This window comes from Streptomyces sp. MGP-BFMKR1, from assembly GCF_057766585.1.
The window spans coordinates 5430579-5449091 of the sequence record NZ_CM173408.1 but is presented as its reverse complement, the minus strand read 5'-3'; the positions used below and the strand labels follow the sequence as shown (position 1 = coordinate 5449091).

At 73.5% G+C, this 18513-nt stretch carries 18 protein-coding genes; 12 read left to right on the top strand and 6 right to left on the bottom strand.

What is annotated here, in order from left to right:
• The first annotated feature begins 33 nt into the window (after positions 1 to 33).
• The 4 genes from deoC (at position 34) to AC3CHW_RS21505 (ending at position 4351) form a co-directional block, all read left to right on the top strand.
• Complete coding sequence (gene deoC / locus AC3CHW_RS21520; protein WP_488467548.1) at positions 34 to 1026, top strand: deoxyribose-phosphate aldolase; 993 nt, start codon at positions 34 to 36, stop codon at positions 1024 to 1026.
• A gap of 5 nt (positions 1027 to 1031) precedes the next feature.
• Positions 1032 to 2513 (top strand): aldehyde dehydrogenase family protein, encoded by a 1482-nt coding sequence (locus AC3CHW_RS21515; protein WP_488467547.1) that lies wholly within the window; start codon positions 1032 to 1034, stop codon positions 2511 to 2513.
• Positions 2513 to 3397 carry an aldehyde dehydrogenase family protein gene (locus AC3CHW_RS21510; RefSeq protein WP_488467546.1) on the top strand — a complete coding sequence of 295 codons (885 nt, stop codon included), beginning with the start codon at positions 2513 to 2515 and terminating at the stop codon, positions 3395 to 3397. The genes AC3CHW_RS21515 and AC3CHW_RS21510 overlap by 1 nt, the downstream gene beginning before the upstream one ends.
• Before the next feature lie 327 nt (positions 3398 to 3724).
• Positions 3725 to 4351 carry a uridine kinase family protein gene (locus AC3CHW_RS21505; protein WP_398610257.1) on the top strand — a complete coding sequence of 209 codons (627 nt, stop codon included), beginning with the start codon at positions 3725 to 3727 and terminating at the stop codon, positions 4349 to 4351.
• Positions 4352 to 4658: 307 nt separating this feature from the next.
• Here AC3CHW_RS21505 and AC3CHW_RS21500 read toward each other — a convergent pair whose 3' ends face one another.
• Complete coding sequence (locus tag AC3CHW_RS21500; RefSeq protein WP_488467545.1) at positions 4659 to 5450, bottom strand: SigE family RNA polymerase sigma factor; 792 nt, start codon at positions 5448 to 5450, stop codon at positions 4659 to 4661.
• A gap of 203 nt (positions 5451 to 5653) precedes the next feature.
• Here AC3CHW_RS21500 and afsQ1 point away from each other — a divergent pair, with 203 nt between their 5' ends.
• The 5 genes from afsQ1 to AC3CHW_RS21475 all read left to right on the top strand — a co-directional run bounded on the left by afsQ1 (position 5654) and on the right by AC3CHW_RS21475 (position 9847).
• Positions 5654 to 6331, top strand: a complete 678-nt coding sequence (gene afsQ1 / locus AC3CHW_RS21495; protein WP_176166125.1) for a two-component system response regulator AfsQ1 — start codon at positions 5654 to 5656, stop codon at positions 6329 to 6331.
• Positions 6229 to 8049, top strand: coding sequence for an ATP-binding protein (locus AC3CHW_RS21490; protein WP_488467544.1), 1821 nt, complete (start codon positions 6229 to 6231; stop codon positions 8047 to 8049). Before afsQ1 ends, AC3CHW_RS21490 begins: the two co-directional genes overlap by 103 nt.
• Positions 8046 to 8747, top strand: coding sequence for a hypothetical protein (locus AC3CHW_RS21485; RefSeq protein ID WP_488467543.1), 702 nt, complete (start codon positions 8046 to 8048; stop codon positions 8745 to 8747). Before AC3CHW_RS21490 ends, AC3CHW_RS21485 begins: the two co-directional genes overlap by 4 nt.
• Before the next feature lie 258 nt (positions 8748 to 9005).
• Positions 9006 to 9554, top strand: a complete 549-nt coding sequence (locus AC3CHW_RS21480) for a VanZ family protein (RefSeq protein WP_398610260.1) — start codon at positions 9006 to 9008, stop codon at positions 9552 to 9554.
• Between the two features lie 86 nt (positions 9555 to 9640).
• Positions 9641 to 9847, top strand: coding sequence for a PspC domain-containing protein (locus tag AC3CHW_RS21475; protein WP_187059966.1), 207 nt, complete (start codon positions 9641 to 9643; stop codon positions 9845 to 9847).
• 111 nt (positions 9848 to 9958) lie between these two features.
• On the opposite strand, the gene AC3CHW_RS21470 is transcribed toward AC3CHW_RS21475, so the two are convergent.
• Entirely contained in the window at positions 9959 to 10192 is a 234-nt protein-coding gene (locus AC3CHW_RS21470; RefSeq protein ID WP_187059968.1) for a hypothetical protein, read from the bottom strand.
• A 173-nt stretch (positions 10193 to 10365) separates the two neighbouring features.
• Entirely contained in the window at positions 10366 to 11496 is a 1131-nt protein-coding gene (locus AC3CHW_RS21465; RefSeq protein WP_398610262.1) for an adenosine deaminase, read from the bottom strand.
• A gap of 115 nt (positions 11497 to 11611) precedes the next feature.
• On the opposite strand from AC3CHW_RS21465, the gene AC3CHW_RS21460 reads away from it, so the two are divergent.
• Together AC3CHW_RS21460 and AC3CHW_RS21455 are read left to right on the top strand one after the other, a co-directional pair.
• Positions 11612 to 12385, top strand: a complete 774-nt coding sequence (locus AC3CHW_RS21460) for an alpha/beta hydrolase (RefSeq protein WP_398610263.1) — start codon at positions 11612 to 11614, stop codon at positions 12383 to 12385.
• A 308-nt stretch (positions 12386 to 12693) separates the two neighbouring features.
• Positions 12694 to 13320: a TlpA family protein disulfide reductase gene (locus tag AC3CHW_RS21455; RefSeq protein WP_381158080.1), complete on the top strand. Its 627-nt coding sequence runs from the start codon at positions 12694 to 12696 to the stop codon at positions 13318 to 13320.
• A 76-nt stretch (positions 13321 to 13396) separates the two neighbouring features.
• Here the strand turns inward: AC3CHW_RS21455 and AC3CHW_RS21450 are convergent, their stop codons facing one another.
• Positions 13397 to 14266 carry a LysR family transcriptional regulator gene (locus AC3CHW_RS21450; RefSeq protein WP_232544082.1) on the bottom strand — a complete coding sequence of 290 codons (870 nt, stop codon included), beginning with the start codon at positions 14264 to 14266 and terminating at the stop codon, positions 13397 to 13399.
• Positions 14267 to 15004: 738 nt separating this feature from the next.
• Between AC3CHW_RS21450 and AC3CHW_RS21445 the strand changes: the two genes are divergently transcribed.
• Positions 15005 to 16177 (top strand): MFS transporter, encoded by a 1173-nt coding sequence (locus tag AC3CHW_RS21445; RefSeq protein ID WP_217198743.1) that lies wholly within the window; start codon positions 15005 to 15007, stop codon positions 16175 to 16177.
• Between the two features lie 158 nt (positions 16178 to 16335).
• On the opposite strand, the gene AC3CHW_RS21440 is transcribed toward AC3CHW_RS21445, so the two are convergent.
• Both AC3CHW_RS21440 and AC3CHW_RS21435 read right to left on the bottom strand, forming a co-directional pair.
• The gene (locus AC3CHW_RS21440; protein WP_488467542.1) at positions 16336 to 16935 is read right to left on the bottom strand and encodes a Uma2 family endonuclease; all 600 of its coding nucleotides are present in this window, start codon (positions 16933 to 16935) and stop codon (positions 16336 to 16338) included.
• A gap of 244 nt (positions 16936 to 17179) precedes the next feature.
• On the bottom strand, positions 17180 to 18457 hold the full coding sequence (locus AC3CHW_RS21435) for a thymidine phosphorylase (RefSeq protein ID WP_488467541.1): 1278 nt from the start codon (positions 18455 to 18457) through the stop codon (positions 17180 to 17182).
• Positions 18458 to 18513 lie beyond the last annotated feature (56 nt).

Here is an 18513-nt window from a genome sequence, read left to right as displayed (position 1 = left end):
CGCTACGCGCGTAGATATGCTCGCCTGGTGACCATGCCCACCACAGTTCCCGCATACGGCGACGAAGCCGCGCGGCGCCTGGCGTCGCTGGCGGACGTGACCGCGAGCGACGGCGCGCTGCGCCGCTTCCTGCACGGCCTGCCGGGGGTCGACGCGGTCGGCCTCGACGCCCGCGCCGCGACGCTCGGCACCCGCTCGATCAAGACGTCGGCGAAGGCGTACGCCATCGACCTGGCGATCTCCATGGTCGACCTGACGACACTCGAAGGCGCCGACACCCCCGGCAAGGTGCGGGCCCTCGGCACCAAGGGCGTGCGCCCCGGCGACGGGGCGCCCCCGGTCGCCGCCATCTGCGTCTACCCGGACATGGTGGCCACCGCGCGCCAGGCCGTGGCCGGCTCCGGGGTCAAGGTCGCCTCGGTGGCCACCGCGTTCCCGGCGGGCCGCGTCGCGCTGCCGGTCAAGCTGGCCGACACCCGGGACGCGGTGGCGGCCGGCGCGGACGAGATCGACATGGTGATCGACCGCGGCGCCTTCCTCTCCGGCCGGTACATGGAGGTCTTCGAGGAGATCAGGGCGGTCAAGGAGGCGTGCGCCCGGCCCGACGGCTCCGGCGACGCCGCCCACCTCAAGGTCATCTTCGAGACCGGCGAGCTCCAGACGTACGACAACGTGCGCCGCGCCTCCTGGCTCGCGATGCTCGCGGGCGCCGACTTCATCAAGACCTCGACGGGCAAGGTGGCGGTCAACGCCACGCCGCCGGTGACGCTGCTGATGCTGGAGGCGGTGCGCGACTTCCACGCGACCACCGGCGTGCAGGTCGGCGTCAAGCCGGCCGGCGGCATCCGGACGACCAAGGACGCCGTCAAGTACCTGGTGATGGTGAACGAGACACTGGGCGAGCGCTGGCTGTCGGCCGACTGGTTCCGCTTCGGCGCCTCCAGCCTGCTGAACGACCTGCTGATGCAGCGCCAGAAGCTGAGTACCGGGCGCTACTCCGGTCCCGACTACGTGACGGTGGACTGAGACAGATGGCTTTCGACTACGCACCCGCACCCGAGTCCCGCGCGGTGGTGGACATCGCGCCGTCCTACGGGCTCTTCATCGACGGCGAGTTCCAGGAGGCGGCGGACGGCAGGGTCTTCAAGACCGTGGCGCCCGCCTCCGAGGAGGTGCTCTCCGAGGTCGCCCACGCCAGCGAGGCGGACGTGGACCGGGCGGTCAGGGCGGCCCGCCGGGCGTTCGGCCCGTGGTCGACACTGCCCGGCACCGAGCGCGCCAAGTACCTCTTCCGCATCGCCCGCGTCATCCAGGAGCGCTCGCGCGAGCTGGCCGTCCTGGAGTCGTTGGACAACGGCAAGCCCATCCGCGAGTCCCGGGACACCGACCTGCCGCTGACCGCCGCGCACTTCTTCTACTACGCGGGCTGGGCCGACAAGTTGGCCCACGCGGGCTTCGGCCCGAACCCGCGACCCCTGGGCGTGGCCGGCCAGATCATCCCGTGGAACTTCCCGCTGATGATGCTGGCCTGGAAGATCGCCCCGGCGCTGGCCACCGGCAACACGGTGGTGCTCAAGCCGGCCGAGACCACCCCGCTGTCCGCGCTGTTCTTCGCCGACGTCTGCCGCCAGGCCGGGCTGCCGCGCGGCGTGGTCAACATCCTCACCGGCGACGGCTCCACCGGCGCCGCGCTGGTGGCCCACCCGGACGTCAACAAGGTCGCGTTCACCGGCTCCACCGAGGTCGGCCGGCAGATCGCCCGCACGGTGGCCGGCACGGACAAGAGGCTGACGCTGGAGCTGGGCGGCAAGGCGGCCAACATCGTCTTCGACGACGCCCCCATCGACCAGGCCGTCGAGGGCGTCGTCAACGGCATTTTCTTCAACCAGGGCCACGTGTGCTGCGCGGGCTCGCGGCTGCTGGTGCAGGAGTCGGTGGCCGACGAACTGCTGGACGCGCTCAAGCGGCGCATGGCCACGCTGCGCGTCGGCGACCCGCTCGACAAGAACACCGACGTCGGCGCCATCAACTCCGCCGAGCAGCTCGCCCGGATCACGGCGCTCGCCGAGGCCGGCGAGGCGGAGGGCGCCGAGCGCTGGGCCCCGGCGTGCGACCTGCCGTCCACGGGCTACTGGTTCGCGCCGACCCTGTTCACGGGCGTGACCCAGGCGCACCGCATCGCCCGCGAGGAGATCTTCGGCCCGGTGCTCACGGTGCTCACCTTCCGCACCCCGGCCGAGGCGGTGGAGAAGGCCAACAACACCCCGTACGGCCTCTCGGCGGGCATCTGGACCGAGAAGGGCAGCCGCAGCCTGTGGATGGCGAGCAAGCTGCGCGCGGGCATCGTGTGGTCCAACACCTTCAACAAGTTCGACCCGACGTCGCCGTTCGGCGGCTACAAGGAGTCGGGCTACGGCCGCGAGGGCGGCCGGCACGGCTTGGAGGCGTACCTCGCCCCGGCGGGCCCGCAGGGCGACCGCGCCGGAACGACGAGCCCGGAGGGCGATCGCTGATGTCCACTGTTGACCGCTTGAGCGTGCTCAAGACCTACAAGCTGTTCGTCGGGGGGAAGTTCCCCCGGTCCGAGAGCGGGCGGGTGTACGAGGTGACCGACGCAAAGGGCGCGTGGCTGGCGAACGCCCCGCTCTCCTCCCGCAAGGACGCCCGGGACGCGGTCGTCGCGGCCCGCAAGGCGTTCGGCCCCTGGTCGGGCGCGACGGCGTACAACCGCGGCCAGATCCTCTACCGGGTCGCCGAGATGCTGGAGGGCCGCCGCGAGCAGTTCGCGGCCGAGGTGGCCGCGGCCGACGGCGTGTCGGCCAAGAAGGCCGCGGCGCGGGTGGACGCGGCGATCGACCGGTGGGTCTGGTACGCGGGCTGGTCCGACAAGGTGGCCCAGGTCGCCGGCGCGGCCAACCCCGTCGCCGGCCCGTACTTCAACCTCTCCACGCCCGAGCCGACCGGCGTCGTCGCGGTGCTCGCGCCGACCGACTCCTCCTTCCTCGGCCTGGTGTCGGTGATCGCCCCGGCGATCGTCACGGGCAACACGGTCGTGGTGGTCGCCAGCGAGCGGGCGCCGCTGCCGGCCCTGTCCCTCGGCGAGGTGCTGGCCACCTCCGACCTGCCCGGCGGCGTGGTCAACATCCTCTCGGGCAAGGCCGCCGAGCTGGGCCCGCCGCTCGCCGCCCACCAGGACGTCAACGCGATCGACCTGGCCGGCGTGGCCGGCGAGTTGGCGGTCGAGCTGGAGCGGGCCGCGGCCGACAACCTCAAGCGCGTCCTTCGTCCACAGCCTGGGGACACGGCCAAGGGCGACTACTGGGCCGCCGACCCCGGCACGGAGCGGATGCTCTCCCTGCTGGAGACCAAAACCGTCTGGCACCCGATGGGCGTCTGAGTCTCAGGCCCTGACGGGCAACGCGCGGGCGGGGCCGGGGCACGAGCCCGGGCCCCGCCCGCGCGCTCGCCGGCCCGCCCGCGCGCTCGCCGCGCCGCCCGCCAGGGCCGCGCCGGCCGCCGTGCCGTGACGACCAGCCCCGCGCGCGGCAACGCGCGCCGTGCGAGAGCCCGTTTGTCACCCGTGCGTGAGGCCGTGTGCACCTACCCGTTTCCTGTCGGAAAGCGTCATCGGTCGGACACGTACCGCGGTCGAAGCGGTCGGCGGGCAACGACTCGCCTGCCCAGGGGGTCCCTCGTTCGGCCCCATGCCGCACACTGGTGTCCCGTGACAGCGCCTCCCTCGTATCCTCGCGTGATCTTGCTGGCCGGCCCGTCGGGCTCGGGGAAGTCCTCCCTGGCCGCCCGCAGCGGGTTGCCCGTGCTCAACCTCGACGACTTCTACAAGGAGGCCACGGACCCGTCCCTGCCAGCGCTCCCCGACGGCGGCGGCGCCGACTGGGACTCCCCGCTGTCCTGGGACGCGGACGCGGCGGTCGCCGCCATCGGCACGCTGTGCCGCACGGGCCGCACCGAGGTGCCGCTGTACGACATCCCCACCAGCTCGCGCACCGGCAGCGCCAGCCTCGCCCTCCACGGCGCACCGCTGTGCGTCGCCGAGGGCATCTTCGCGGCGGAGATCATCGACCGGTGCCGGGAGCTGGGCCTGCTGGCCGACGCGCTGTGCCTGACCGGCCGCCCGCTGACCACCTTCCGCCGGCGGCTGGTGCGCGATCTCCGCGAGGGCCGCAAGCCGGTGCCCTACCTGCTACGCCGCGGGCTGCGCCTGCTGCGCGCCGAGCGCGGCATCATCGCCCGCCAGACCGGCCTCGGCGCGCACCCGTGCGACGCGGCGAGCGCCCTGCGCCGGATCGCCACGGCGGCGACCGCCCCCGCCGCGCGCCTGGCCGCCTGACCGCCCGCCCCCGCGCCGTACGTCGCCCCGCGCCCCCGCCCCGTAACGCGTCGCGCCCGCGCACAGCAGTGCGGGGCGGGACCGGCGCACCCCCCGCGCGCCGGTCCCGCCCCGCTGTTTCCCCCGTGTTCCCCCTGGCGTCCCGCCTTCCCCCCGGAAGGCGGCCCCCCATTTCCCCCGTTCTTCCCCCGTGGCGTTCCGCCTTCCCCCCGGAAGACGGTCCGCCGGTTTCCCCCCGTGGTTCCGCCTCTCCCCCGAAAGACGGCCCCCCATTTCCCCCGTGCTCCCCCCGTGTTTCCCCCTGCCTTCAGGCGACGAGCTCGCCGAAGGACTCCTCTTCGTCCCGCCCGAAGGCGAGCGTTTCGTCGCTGCGCAGTCGGCGCAGCGAACGCCAGATGCTGGACTTCACCGTGCCGACGCTGATGTCCAATATGTCGGCGATCTCGGGGTCGGTGCGGCCCTCGTAGTAGCGCAGGACGAGCATCGTGCGCTGCAACTCGGGCAGCCGCGCCAGCGCCTGCCACAACACGGCGCGCAGCTCGGTGCCGCGCATCGCGTCGTGGTCACCGACGGTCTCGGGCAGTTCCTCGGTCGGGTACTCGTTCAACTTGCGACGACGCCAGGCACTGATGTGCAGGTTCGTCATGGTGCGGCGGAGGTATCCGCCGACCGCTGCCTTGTCACTGATACGGTCCCAGGCCCGATACGTGGAGAACAGCGCGCTCTGCAGCAGGTCCTCCGCCTCGAACCGGTCACCAGTCAGGTGGTAGGCGGTGGCGAAGAGGGAGGCGCGGCGCTCCTGGACGTACGCGGTGAACTCCGCCTCGGCCCGGTTGCTGCTTCCCCCGTGCGCCGTGCCCCCGTTTCCCCCGTTGCCTACGGCGACCGCGGCGCCCCCACGGGCCTCCGTGGCCGCGTCAGCCGCCGCCACGTACATGATGGGCGACCGCTGACGTCCGGTGCCGCGAGCGCACCCCCGCCCGCTCACGGCACCGGACTTGTCTCCCCCAGACTCCGTCTGAGGGTTCCCCCAGCTCCAACCGGCGTGTAGGCGCGTCCGAATACCTGCGCTGGTTGTCGTGCCGTGCAAGGTGTTCATGTCGCGCCCCCCGTCGTGGAGCTTGTCTCGGTCTCTTGCCTACCGGGGTGGTTCCGCCCGGTGACCAAAAGACTGGCAAGCCAGTTTCATCGCGTTGTCCGTCGACTGTCACAGCCGTGTCACAGGCCCCGAAACCCGGGCGAGCCGTCGCGCGCTGCCCCGGAGGTCGAACTCCAGCCCACCTGTAGGCCAGAATGACCAACGTGCCTTTCCTGTTGCTGATCGAGGACGACGACGCCATCCGCACGGCCCTCGAACTCTCCCTGTCCCGCCAGGGCCACCGTGTGGCGACGGCGGCCACGGGAGAGGACGGCCTCAAGCTGCTGCGCGAGCAGCGGCCTGACCTGATCGTGTTGGATGTGATGCTGCCCGGTATTGACGGCTTTGAGGTGTGTCGCCGCATCAGGCGCACCGACCAGTTGCCGATCATCTTGCTGACCGCGCGGAGCGACGACATCGACGTCGTGGTGGGCCTTGAGTCCGGCGCGGACGACTACGTGGTCAAGCCGGTGCAGGGGCGGGTGCTCGACGCCCGCATCCGCGCCGTGCTGCGCCGCGGCGAGCGGGAGGCGAACGACTCGGCGTCGTTCGGCTCACTGGTGATCGACCGCTCCGCGATGACCGTCACCAAGAACGGCGAGGATCTCCAGCTCACCCCCACCGAGCTGCGACTCCTGCTGGAGCTGAGCCGCCGCCCGGGGCAGGCGCTGTCCCGACAGCAGTTGCTGCGCCTGGTCTGGGAGCACGACTACCTCGGTGACTCGCGGCTGGTCGACGCGTGCGTGCAGCGGCTGCGCGCGAAGGTCGAGGACGTGCCCTCGTCGCCGACGCTGATCCGCACGGTGCGTGGGGTCGGATACCGACTGGACACCCCCCAGTGACGGACGGGCCCAGTCGAGTACGGGGCTGGGCTGCGGGGATTCTGCGGTGGATGAGCCTGCGGTTGCGGCTGATGCTCGTGTTCGCCGTGGTCGCCCTGGTCGCCGCCGTCTCGGCGTCCGGCATCGCGTACTGGCTGAACCGTGACGCCGTCCTGAACCGGACGCAGAACGCCGCGCTCGACGACTTCCACAAGTCGCTCGAAGACCACACCGGAGCCCTGCCGCTGGAGCCGGACTGCGACGCCCTGGACGCTGCCGCGCAGCACATGGCGGAGAGCTCGCAGAAGTACGAGGTGCTGCTGATCACCCAGCAGAGCGGCCACACCGGCTGCGCCGCCTTCTCCAACGAGCAGGTCTTCGACTGGGAGATGGTGCCGGAGGCGCTGCGCACGGCGGTCAACAAGAAGCGCCCGGTGGACGGCTCGAACGCCTACCCCTACCACCTGTACTGGCAGCGGATCTCGCTGGACGGGGCGCCGTACCTGGTGGGCGGCGCCAAGGTGATCGGCGGCGGCCCCACGGGCTACATGCTCAAGTCGTTGGAGAACGAGCGGCAGGACCTCAACTCACTGGCCTGGTCGCTCGGGATCGCCACCGGGCTCGCGCTGATCGGCTCCGCGCTGCTGGCGCAGGCCGCCGCGGCGACGGTGCTACGCCCCGTACAACGCCTCGCGGACGCCGCGCGCAAGCTCGGCGAGGGCAAGTTGGACACCCGGCTGCGGGTTTCGGGAACGGACGAACTGGCCGATTTGTCCCGTACGTTCAACCGGACGGCCGAGTCGTTGGAGAAGCGGGTCGACGACCTGAGCGCGCGGGAGGCGTCCAGCCGCCGGTTCGTCGCCGACATGTCGCACGAGCTGCGGACTCCGCTGACGGCGATCACCGCCGTGACGGAGGTCCTTGAGGAGGAGGCGGACTCGCTCGATCCGATGATCGCGCCCGCCGTGCAGCTCGTCGTCAGCGAGACCCGGCGGCTGAACGACCTGGTGGAGAACCTGATGGAGGTGACCCGCTTCGACGCGGGCACCGCCCGCCTCGTCCTGGACGGCGTGGACGTCGCCGACCAGGTGACGGCCTGCATCGACGCGCGGGCCTGGTTGGACGCGGTGGAGCTGGACGCGGAGCGCGGCATCGTCGCCCGCCTCGACCCGCGGCGCCTCGACGTCATCCTGGCCAACCTGATCGGCAACGCGCTCAAGCACGGCGGCTCGCCGGTGCGCGTCTCGGTGCGGCCCGCCGCCGACGAGCTGCTGATCGAGGTACGTGACCACGGCCCGGGCATCCCCGAAGAGGTGTTGCCGCACGTCTTCGACCGCTTCTACAAGGCCAGCGCCTCCCGGCCGCGCTCGGAGGGCAGCGGCCTCGGCCTGTCGATCGCCCTGGAGAACGCGCACATCCACGGCGGCGAGATCACCGCGGCCAACTCCCCCGAGGGTGGCGCGATCTTCACGCTGCGGCTGCCGATGGACGCCTCCGAGGTCGTGGCGGACGCGGGCCGGTCGGACCAGGCCGAGCAGAACAAGAAGGCCGGGAAGGCCGGGAAGGCCGACCGATCCGAGAAGTCCGAGAAGGCGGAGAAGGCCGAGAAGGCCGAGAAGTCGGAGAAGCCGGATCGGGCGGACAGGGGCGGCATGGCCGCCGACAAGGCCGCTGACAAGGCCGAGAAGCGGGACGGCACGAAGGACCGGGACCGGAAAGACAAGAGGAGCGAGCGATGAGCCCCCGGACCGCGGACCCGTACGGCACGGAGCGCCCCGGCCCCACCCTGCCGGCGCCACGCCGGGCGCATGGCACCCGGGCGGCGGCGCTCGGGGTCTTCGGGGCGGTCGCCGCGCTGCTGGTCGCCGGGTGCGGCATCCGCTCCACCTCGGTTCCCGTGGACGCTGGCGCGGCGCCCTCGCGCGCCTCGTGCCAGTTGCCCGGTTCCGCGGCCTCCCCCCGGGCCACCGACGGGGTCGCCGTCACCGTGCAGCTCGTGTGCTCCGCGCAGTTGCTGCCCGTGCGGCGGGTGCTCCGGCTGCCGAAGGGCGACCAGGCGCCGCGCCCCGACGAGTTCGCGCGGGCACTGCTCAACCAGCTCCAGCAGCCGGAGTCGGCCGCCGAGGCGAAGGCGGGCTTCACTAGCGAGGTGGGCCCCTGGGTGCGGGTTTCGGGGCCGGCCAAGGGCGACCCGGCGGGGACGCTGCGGCTGAACCGGGAGCCCGACGAGCTGCCGCCGTACGCGCTGGCGCAGCTCGTGTGCACCTTCGCCGAGACCCCGGCGGTGGGCGGCCGGCGCGCGGTGGTGCTCGGCGGGCCGGCCGCGCCCGAGGGGGAGGACACGCTCGGGGTCGGTGGTCTCAAGCGGTACGAGTGCGGCACCGACCTGCGCACCCGGCCCCAGAGCGCACAGAGCTCGGGCACCCTGGTGGAGTAGGCGGCCGGCTGGGCAGCCCGCCGGAGTGGGCGGCCGACCGACCACCGCAGGAGTGGGCGGCGGCCCGGCGACCCGACGGCCCGGCGGGTACGGGTCGCGTCGGGGCGGTGGGACTGGCCGGGCCGGCGGGGCTGGCTGGGCTGATGAGGCGGGGCGGGCCGCGGCGCAGGTCGGGGCGGGATTCGTCGCGCGGAGCGTGAGGCCCGTCACCGTGGGGTCGGCGGAACCGGGACGGCGGCGCCGCGCGTCCTGACTGGCGTGCAGGGTCATGGTCCCGGCCGCACGGCCGACATCCGCTTCCGCCTCGCGGGCATCCTCCTCCTGGTGGCGCAGCTCGCCTTCATCGCCTGGCTCTCCCTGCGCCCGCTGGCCGCCACCTGGGTCACGGCCAGCAATCTGGAGCCGCTGGCCTCCATCCGTGGAGACCTCGACGTCGGGCTCGCCGAGGCCACCCGGCGCATCGCGCGCGAGCTGCTGCTGTACGCGCCGCTCGGGGTGCTGCTACCGCTGGCTGGGGGCCGCGTCGACGCCCACCGGCTGGCGTCGCTGCTGCGTACGGTGCTGGCCAGCGCGTTGATCTCGTGCGCCATCGAACTCGCCCAGTCCACGGTCGCCGGCCAGGTCGTGGACGTGGACACGGTGCTGCTCAACACGGCGGGCGTCGCACTGGCGCACCTGGCGGTGGTGCCTGCCGTACGGGCCCGGCTCCGCCGCCGGGGGCAGGGCCGGGCGCCGGCCGCCCTCCCTCGGGAGGAGGCGGCCTCGGGGGTGACCCCGACGATCTCCAGGGTCGGCATCGCACCGTAGTGCGACGCCCCGTCGGCCGCGGGCACCTAGCGTGGAGCTATCAACAGTTCCTCGGGTGAGACCGCGGACGACGACAGGGAGTCCCCATGAGCACCGCTCTCGTACGCCCTCAGAACACCAAAATGATCGCCGGCGTGTGCGCCGGACTGGCCCAGCGCTTCGGGACGTCCGCGACCACGATGCGGGTGATCTTCGTGGCCTCGTGTCTGCTGCCGGGCCCGCAGTTCCTGCTCTATCTCGCGCTGTGGATACTGCTGCCGGCCGACAACAAGAACCGGGCCGGCGCCTGGTGAGCCACCGGCCCGGGCCGATGCGCCGGGCGCCGGAGCGCGGCGGGCACACGCGGCGGTGGGCCGCCCGCCCGTTGCCGGACGTGCGGCCCACCGTGGCCTGCGCGCGAAGCGTCAGCCCCCGAGCGGCAGCCCGCCGAGCAGGCTCTGCACCGGGTTCGGAGCGGTCTTGGCGTCGGGCTTCGCGAGCTTCTCCGTCTTCTTCGGCAGCGTCTTCACCGCTTCCTTGGCCGGGCCCGTGACCGGCCCGAGCCCGGACGGGGCGGCCGAAGCGGTTCCCGCGGCGGTGGCGGCGAAGGCGATACCCACGGCGGTGACGCCAAGGGTCTTGATCGTTCCCTGCTTCATCAGAAATCTTCCTTGGTACGGGGTTCTTGAGCGGCACTGCAACGTAGCCAGCCGCTCCGATGCCCCGCAAACACCGGAGATGGGCGGGGATGTCGGGAGTGCCGGTGCGTGCCCGCACCGCCACGGCCCTCGCCGCGGCACCCCACCGCACCAGGAAAACCGCTGGTCAGCGCCTATCCGACGGCGGTCTGACGGAACAACCACTCGGCCTTCAGCTCGGCGTATCCGGGCTTGATCACGTCGTTGATCATCGCCAGACGTTCATCGAAAGGGATGAACGCGGACTTCATCGCATTGACGGTGAACCACTGCATGTCGTCCAGCGTGTAGCCGAAGGTCGACACGAGGTGCTCGAACTCGCGGCTCATGCTGGTGCCGCTCATGAGCCGGTTGTCGGTGTTGACCGTGGCCCGGAAGTGCAGCTTGCGCAGCAGCCCGATGGGGTGCTCGACGTAGGAACTCGCGGCGCCGGTCTGCAGGTTGGAGGTGGGGCACAGCTCCAGCGGGATGCGCTTGTCGCGCACGTAGCTGGCGAGCCGGCCGAGCTTGATGCCGCCGTCCTCGGACACGTGGATGTCGTCGATGATCCGCACCCCGTGGCCGAGCCGGTCGGCGCCGCACCACTGGAGCGCCTGCCAGATCGACGGCAGGCCGAACGCCTCGCCCGCGTGGATGGTGAAGTGGTTGTTCTCGCGCTTGAGGTACTCGAACGCGTCCAGGTGCCGGGTGGGCGGGAAGCCCGCCTCGGCGCCCGCGATGTCGAAGCCGACGACGCCCAGGTCGCGGTAGCGGTTGGCCAGTTCGGCGATCTCCAGGGAGCGGGCGGCGTGCCGCATCGCGGTGAGGAGCGCGCCCACGCGGATGCGGTGGCCGGCCGCGCGCGCCCGGCGCTCGCCCTCACGGAAGCCCTCGTTGACCGCCTCGACCACCTGCTCCAGCGTCAGCCCCTGCTCCAGGTGCTGCTCGGGGGCGTAGCGCACCTCGGCGTAGACGACGCCGTCGGCGGCGAGGTCCTCGGCGCACTCGGCCGCTACCCGGCGCAGCGCCTGCGCGGTCTGGAGGACGGCACAGGTGTGCGCGAAGGTCTCCAGGTAGCGTTCGAGCGAACCGGAATCGGCCGCCGCGCGGAACCAGGTGCCGAGCGCGGTGGGGTCGGTCTCGGGCAGCCCCTCGTAGCCGCTCTCCCGGGCCAGTTCGACGATGGTGGCCGGGCGCAGCCCGCCGTCGAGGTGGTCGTGCAGCAGCACCTTGGGGGCACGCCGGATCTGCTCCGGGTTGGGTTGCTGGGTGTTCTCGCTCGTCATCTGCGCACCATAGCCCCTACGCGCGTAGATCGCCTGGGGTAACCGGCTGGATAGATACGGAACAGTGACCAGTCTGCGTAGTGGAGTACACCCTTGCTTCTGCCATCGTTCTGACATGGCTCAGCAAGCGTTGCCGGAACGACCGGATCGAAGCGCCCGGCTGGGGCGGCCCGTGGGGGTGGCGGCGGAGGGGAAGGCCGTGGGTGGGGTGGCGCTGCTGCTGCCCGACGGCGCGCCAACCGGAACCCGACGGCCGTCCGCGCTGTCGGCCGCGGCGATGTGGCCGCTCGCGCGCGGGCTGGCGAAGGCGGGCCGGCCGGAGGGGCTGACGGCACACGTCGTCCGCTATCGATGTCGCGGCTGGAACGGGTCGGCCGCGGACCCCGTGGCGGACGCCGAGTGGGCCGCGGACGAGGTGGTGCGGCGCTACGGGGACGTGCCGATCTGCCTGGTCGGAATGGGCATGGGGGCGCGGGCCGCGCTGCTCGCGGCGGGGCACTCGGCCGTGGGCTCGGTCCTCGCCATCGCCCCCTGGCTACCGAACCCGGAGGCCACGCTGAGCCCGGACCCGGTCAAGCACCTGGCGGGCAGACAGGTGCTCGTCGTGCACGGCAGCAACGACGAGCACACCGACCCCGAACTCTCCTACCGGCTGGTCGAGCGGGCCAAGAAGATCAACAGCACGGTGTGCCGCTTCGAGGTGCACACCGACGGCCACCGCCTCCACCAGCATCGGCAGGAGGTGTACGCGCTCGCCGCCGACTTCGCGCTGGGCTCCCTCTTCGACCAGGACTACGCGCGTCCACTGGCGGACGCGCTGGCCGCCCCGCCCCCGCTCGGCCTGCGGATGCCGCTCGCGGCGGGCTTCGGCTCGTCGCTGCGGCGGTAGCGCGGGCCGGGAGCGGGGCCGGACAGTAGGGGGCGGAGAGCGAGGGGCGAGGGGCGGAGAACGGGGGCGGAGAGCTGAGCGCGCGGGCTCGCACGGGGCGGGGCCCGGAGGAGGCGGGGGCGGCGGGTCTCGCTGGGCGGAGCGGGCGGGTCCACGGGGCGGAACCAGGGCGGCGACGGCTCGGCGGTGGTTCGGCGGCGGTTCGGCGGTGGTCTGGCAGTGGCTCGGCGGCAGTTCGGCGGAGGTTCGGCGGCGTAGGGGGTGGGGCGCACGGGGGTGGGTGCGGGGCGCATGGAAGACTTGTCGGCATGCCTCACCGCCGGCCGGTTTCCCGCACCCGTGTCCGCAGCCGTCGCCCCGCGTTCGCCCGCGCGGCCGGCCTGATGTCCGGCGCGCTCGTCGCCACCGTGGCGCTCACCGGGTGTGGCAGCGGTAGCTCGTCAGGCAAGGCCACCTTCACCCGCAACGGGTCCAGCACCATCGAGACCGTGGCCAAGGCCGACCGTACGGCCGCGCCCGACATCTCCGGGGCCGCGCTGGACGGCGAACGCGTGCGGCTCGCCGACTACCGGGGCAAGGTGGTCGCGATCAACCTGTGGGCCTCCTGGTGCCCGCCGTGTCGCGCCGAGACCCCGAGCCTGGTCAAGGTCGCCGCCGAGACCAAGGGCGACGTGGCGTTCATCGGTCTGAACAGCGACCACGAGAAGGCCCAGGGCCTCAAGTTCGAGAAGGAACTCGGGGTGCGCTACCCGAGCTGGCACGACCCGGCGGGCAAGCTGGCGCTGCACTTCCCGAAGGGCAGCTTCAACCCGCAGGGCATTCCGTCCACCCTCTTCATCGACCGCGACGGCAAGATCGCCGCCCGCGCGCTCAGCCCGGTCGGCGAGGACGACCTGCGCGAGGCCCTCAAGCCGCTGCTGGCCGAGAAGTCCTAGCCGCCGCGCGACGCGGGGCGCCGGCCGGGGCAGCCGTCGGCGGCGCAGCCGTCGGCCGGGCCGGCGTCGGCGACCGTCAGCGGGGCAGGAGCTGGCCACGGCGGCTCAGCAGGAAGCGTTTGAAGGCCGTCACCGGTGGCGTGTCCGGGTGCCCGTCGAGCCAGGCCACGCCGATCTCGCGGACCGCGCGCGGCGCCGTGACCGTCAGCTCCACCACGCCGGGCCGCGGCACCGCGGGCGGCGGTAGCAGCGCCACGCCGAGGCCGGCCGCCACCAGGCCACGGAGCGTCTCGGCCTCCTCCCCCTCGAAGGCGACCTTCGGCGTGAACCCGGCCTCGGCGCACACCGCGTCGGTGATCCGGCGCAGCCCGTAGCCCGGTTCCAGGGTGACGAAGAGCTCGCCGGACGCCTCGGCGAGGCGGACCCGCTTGCGGTGCGCGAGCCGGTGGTCGTCGGGGACGACCAGGCGTAGCTTCTGCTCGTCGAGGCGGCGCGCGACCAGGTCCGGGGCGTCGGGGACGGGCGAGGTCAGGCACAGGTCGAGGTCGCCGGCGCGGAGCCGTTCGAGCATCGCCTCGCCGTAGTTCTGGACGAGTTGGAAGCGCACCCGCGGGTGGTCGGCGCGGAACGCGCGCAGCAGCCCGGGCACGGTCTCGGAGCCCAGCGTGTGCAGGAAGCCGAAGGCGACCTTGCCCGCAGCCGGGTCGGCGTCGGCACGCACCGACTCCGCGGCCCGCTCCACCTCGGCCAGCGCCCGCTGGGTGGAGGCCAGGAAGGTATGGCCGGCCGGCGTGAGCGAGACGGTGCGGCCATGCCGGGCGAACAGGGCGACGCCCAGATCCGCTTCGAGCCGCACCATGGCCCGGCTCAGCGTGGACTGCGGCACGCCGAGTTGCTGCGCGGCACGGGTGACGTGCTCGTACCGCGCCACGGCCGCGAACTGCACGAGCCGCGGCGCGAGGGCCGCCGCCCACGAGGCGGCGTGGGTGCCGGGCGCGGCCGGCGCCGACGGGGACGGGGTCGGGCGCGCGGGCGGGGTCGAGGGCGGGCCAGCGACCGGGGGCGGGGCCGGGGTCGAGGGCGGGGTCGGGCTCCGGGTGGGGGTCACGGTCGACGGCCGCGTGACGGTGGGTGTGTCCGACGTGACTTTTTCCTTTCCCTGGCGTGACACGGAACGGACTGACCTGCGCTCATGCACCATGGGATCGATTATGGCGATGTTGTGCATTGGACGCATGAGAGCGCTCTGCTTACGGTCGTGGACATGCCTCCTGCTGATACCGGGGCGTCCACCGAACTCCGTGTGGGCGCCTCTACCGCGCCGTTCCCCCGTACCACCACGACCGCCGCCGCGCCGCCCGCCACGGCCGCGCCCGAGCGGCAGGCCGCGCCGGCCTCCGAGCCCGCCGCCGACTCCGGTCGCCTCGCGCGCCGTTGCCGCGCCGCCGCCTCCCGCGCGCGCCGGCGTCCGAACCCCTCGGGCCCCCGCCCCTGTCGCCCCGCGCCCGGCAAGGCCGCCCACGAGAGCGGCCCGAACTCCGGGCCCGCCACGGCGCGCACGCCGGAACAGAGCCCCGCGGCCGGTCGGCCCGCGCCCCGCGCGCACGGTGCGGCCGGCGGTGCGGGCGAGGGGGCCGACTCCGACGGCGGCAAGCTGCGCCCTGGCGGACCCGGTTACCGACGCATGAGCTTCGGGCTGCTGGCCGCCGGCATCTCCACCTTCGCGCTGCTCTACTCGACGCAGGCGCTGCTGCCCGCCATCTCCGGTGACCTGGGCGTCTCGCCGGGCCAGGCGAGTTGGACCGTGTCCGCCGCGACCGGAGCCCTCGCGCTCGCCGTGCTGCCGCTGAGCGCGCTCTCCGAGCGGTTCGGTCGGCGCACCCTGATGACCGTCTCGCTGAGCGTCGCCGCGGTCGTCGCCCTGCTGACGCCGTTCGCGCCCAACCTGGGCTGGCTGGTCGCGCTGCGCGCCGTCCAGGGCGCCGCGCTGGCCGGGGTGCCCGCGTCCGCGATGGCGTACCTGGCCGAGGAGGTGCGGGGCAAGGCACTGGTCGGGGCGATCGGCCTGTTCGTCGCGGGCAACAGCATCGGCGGCATGTCCGGCCGCATCCTCACCGGCTGGGTCGCCCAGGCGTGGGGCTGGCGGGCGGCGCTGGCCGCGGTGGGGCTGCTGGCGGCGGTGTGCGCCGTGGTCTTCCGGCTCCTCGTACCGCGGGCCCGGCACTTCACGTCGCGCCCGGTCGGGCCGCGCGCCCTGGCCCGCACCATCGGGGGCCACCTGGCCGACCCGCTGTTGCGCCGGCTGTACGCGATCGGGGCGCTGTTCATGACCGTGTTCGGCGCGGTCTACACCGTCATCGGCTACCGGCTGATCGAGGAGCCGTTCAACCTGCCGCAGGGCGTGGTCGGGTCGATCTTCCTGGTCTACCTGGTCGGCACCCTCTCCTCGGCGGCGGCGGGCCAACTCGTCGCCCGGCTCGGCCGGCGCAGCGCGCTCTACCTCGCGGTGGGCACCACGGCGCTCGGCCTGCTGCTGACGCTGACCTCCACGCTGCTCGCGGTGCTGCTCGGGCTGGTGTTGATCACGGCGGGCTTCTTCGCCGGGCACGCCGTGGCCTCCTCCTCGGTCAGCCGCACCGCCACGACGGGCCGCGCGCAGGCGTCCGCGCTCTACCAGTCGGCGTACTACCTGGGCAGCAGCGCGGGCGGCACGCTCGGCGCCATCGCCTTCCACGCGGCGGGCTGGGAGGGCACCGTCGTGCTCGGCCTCGCGGCGATGGTCGGGGCGGCGAGCATCACGCTCTACGCGACCCGCAAGGCGCTGGCCCAGCGGCGGGCGCTGGCGGCGGCGCGGTAACCAGCGGCACCAGGCCGCCCACCGCGTCGCCGGCCCGCCCGCCGGGCGGCCGTCCCCACGCGTGACCACGGTCTCGGACGCGACCACGGTCCCGGGCGTGGCCACGATCCCGGGCGTGGCCACGATCCCGGGCGTGGCCACGGTCTCGGGCGCGGCCATCACGTCGCCCGAGCGGTGAAGGCGCCGGTTTCGAGGGTCGTCTCGAAGGGCTCGGGGAGGTGGAGGTCCGCCCCGAACCCGACCGTGCCGAGCACCCGATACGCCTCCCCCTCCGGGACCCCGTACAGCGTGACGGATGGGCCGCGCGGGGCCCATCCGTCCACGAGCACGTACAGCGGGACACCGGCCAGCGCGTAGCCGGCGGCCTTGGTGGTGCGGTCGCGGTGGGCGCTGGCCCGCGACGTGATCTCGACCGTCATCCGGGCCGCGGCGGCGGGGGCGTACGCGGACTCGCCGTGCGGCACACCCCGCTTGGGCACCACCGCCAGGTCGGGGACGAAGACGCCCGCGCACGCGGGCACGGCCAGGCCCAGCCGCTGGTAGATCCCCCAGTCCGGCGGGATCGCCGCGTACAACTGCCGCTGGATCTGGTCCAGGACGATGTGGTGGCGGCGGTCGGGCGGGGGCGAGAGGGTGACGGCCCCCTCGATGAGCTCGGCCCGCCATCCCTCGGGGACGTCGGACTCCGCCCATCGGCGGGCGAGATCGGCCCACCCGCCGGCCCCGGCCGGCACCTGCTCGGTACGTCGCGCGCTCATGACGCCCCTCCCCCGGGCACCGCCCCCTGCGGCACCCGTGCGGTCACGTCATCCATCCCAGCACGATCCGCGGCCCCCGAGCCGGTTCGCCTTCCCGCACCACTCGAACGTGTGAGCGCATTCCGAACCCGCGCGCCCCCGGAGCGATCCGCCCACGCCCTGCCCGAGCCAGCGCACCTATGCCCCCGCGCCCTGCCTACGCCAACGCACCCGCGCACCACCCGCCCGGGGCGGCGGCTGCGCGCTATCCGATGCGGTCCAGCACCACCGGCTGCGGCTCGAACCGCGTGTCGGCCGGGGCGATCAGGACGCCGCCGTTGAGGGCCTCAAGGGCGTAGCCGAACTTCTCCGGGGTGTCGGTGTGCAGGGTCAGCAGCGGCTGACCCGCGGTGATCCGGTCGCCCGGCTTGGCGTGCAGTTCGACGCCGGCGCCCGCCTGGACCGGGTCGTCACGGCGGGCGCGGCCGGCGCCGAGCCGCCAGGCGGCGACCCCGACGGCGTAGGCGTCCAGGGTGGTGAGCACGCCGTCGACGGAGGCGTTGACCACGTGCTGTTCGCGCGCGACGGGCAACTCCGCGTCCGGGTCGCCGCCCTGGGCGAGGATCATCCGGCGCCAGTGGTCCATGGCCGAGCCGTCGGCGAGCGCCCGCGCCGGGTCGGCGTCGGGCAGTCCGGCCGCCGTCAGCATCTCGCGGGCCAGCGCCACGGTCAGCTCGACCACGTCGGCCGGGCCGCCGCCGGCCAGCACCTCGACCGACTCGCGCACTTCGAGGGCGTTGCCGGCGGTCAGCCCGAGCGGTGTGGACATGTCGGTCAGCAGCGCGACCGTGCGCACGCCGTGGTCCGTGCCGAGGCCGACCATGGTGGAGGCCAGCTCGCGGGCCGCCTCGATGTCCTTCATGAAGGCGCCGGAGCCGACCTTGACGTCCAGGACCAGCGAACCCGTGCCCTCGGCGATCTTCTTGGACATGATCGAGGACGCGATGAGGGGGATGGACTCGACGGTTCCGGTGACGTCGCGCAGCGCGTACAGCTTCTTGTCGGCGGGGGCCAGGCCGTCGCCGGCCGCGCAGATGACGGAGCCGACGTCGGCCAGTACGCCGAGCATCTCGTCGTTGCTGAGCGCGGCCCGCCAGCCGGGGATGGACTCCAGCTTGTCCAGGGTGCCGCCGGTGTGGCCGAGGCCGCGCCCCGAGAGCTGGGGGACGGCGGCGCCGCAGGCGGCGACGAGCGGGGCGAGCGGCAGCGTGATCTTGTCGCCGACGCCGCCGGTCGAGTGCTTGTCGGTGGTCACCCGGGGCAGCGACGAGAAGTCCATCCGCTCGCCCGAGGCGATCATGGCGGCGGTCCAGCGGGCGATCTCGGCCCGGTCCATGCCGTTCAGGTAGATCGCCATGGCCAGCGCGGACATCTGCTCGTGGGCGACCTCGCCGCGGGTGTACGCGTCGATGATCCAGTCGATCTGGGCGTCGGTGAGACGGCCGCCGTCGCGCTTGGCACGGATGACGGAGATGGCGTCCATGGGCGTGCGGGCCTTTCTGGGCGGGGGTGGCGCGGGGGCGCGCGGGGTGCGCGCGC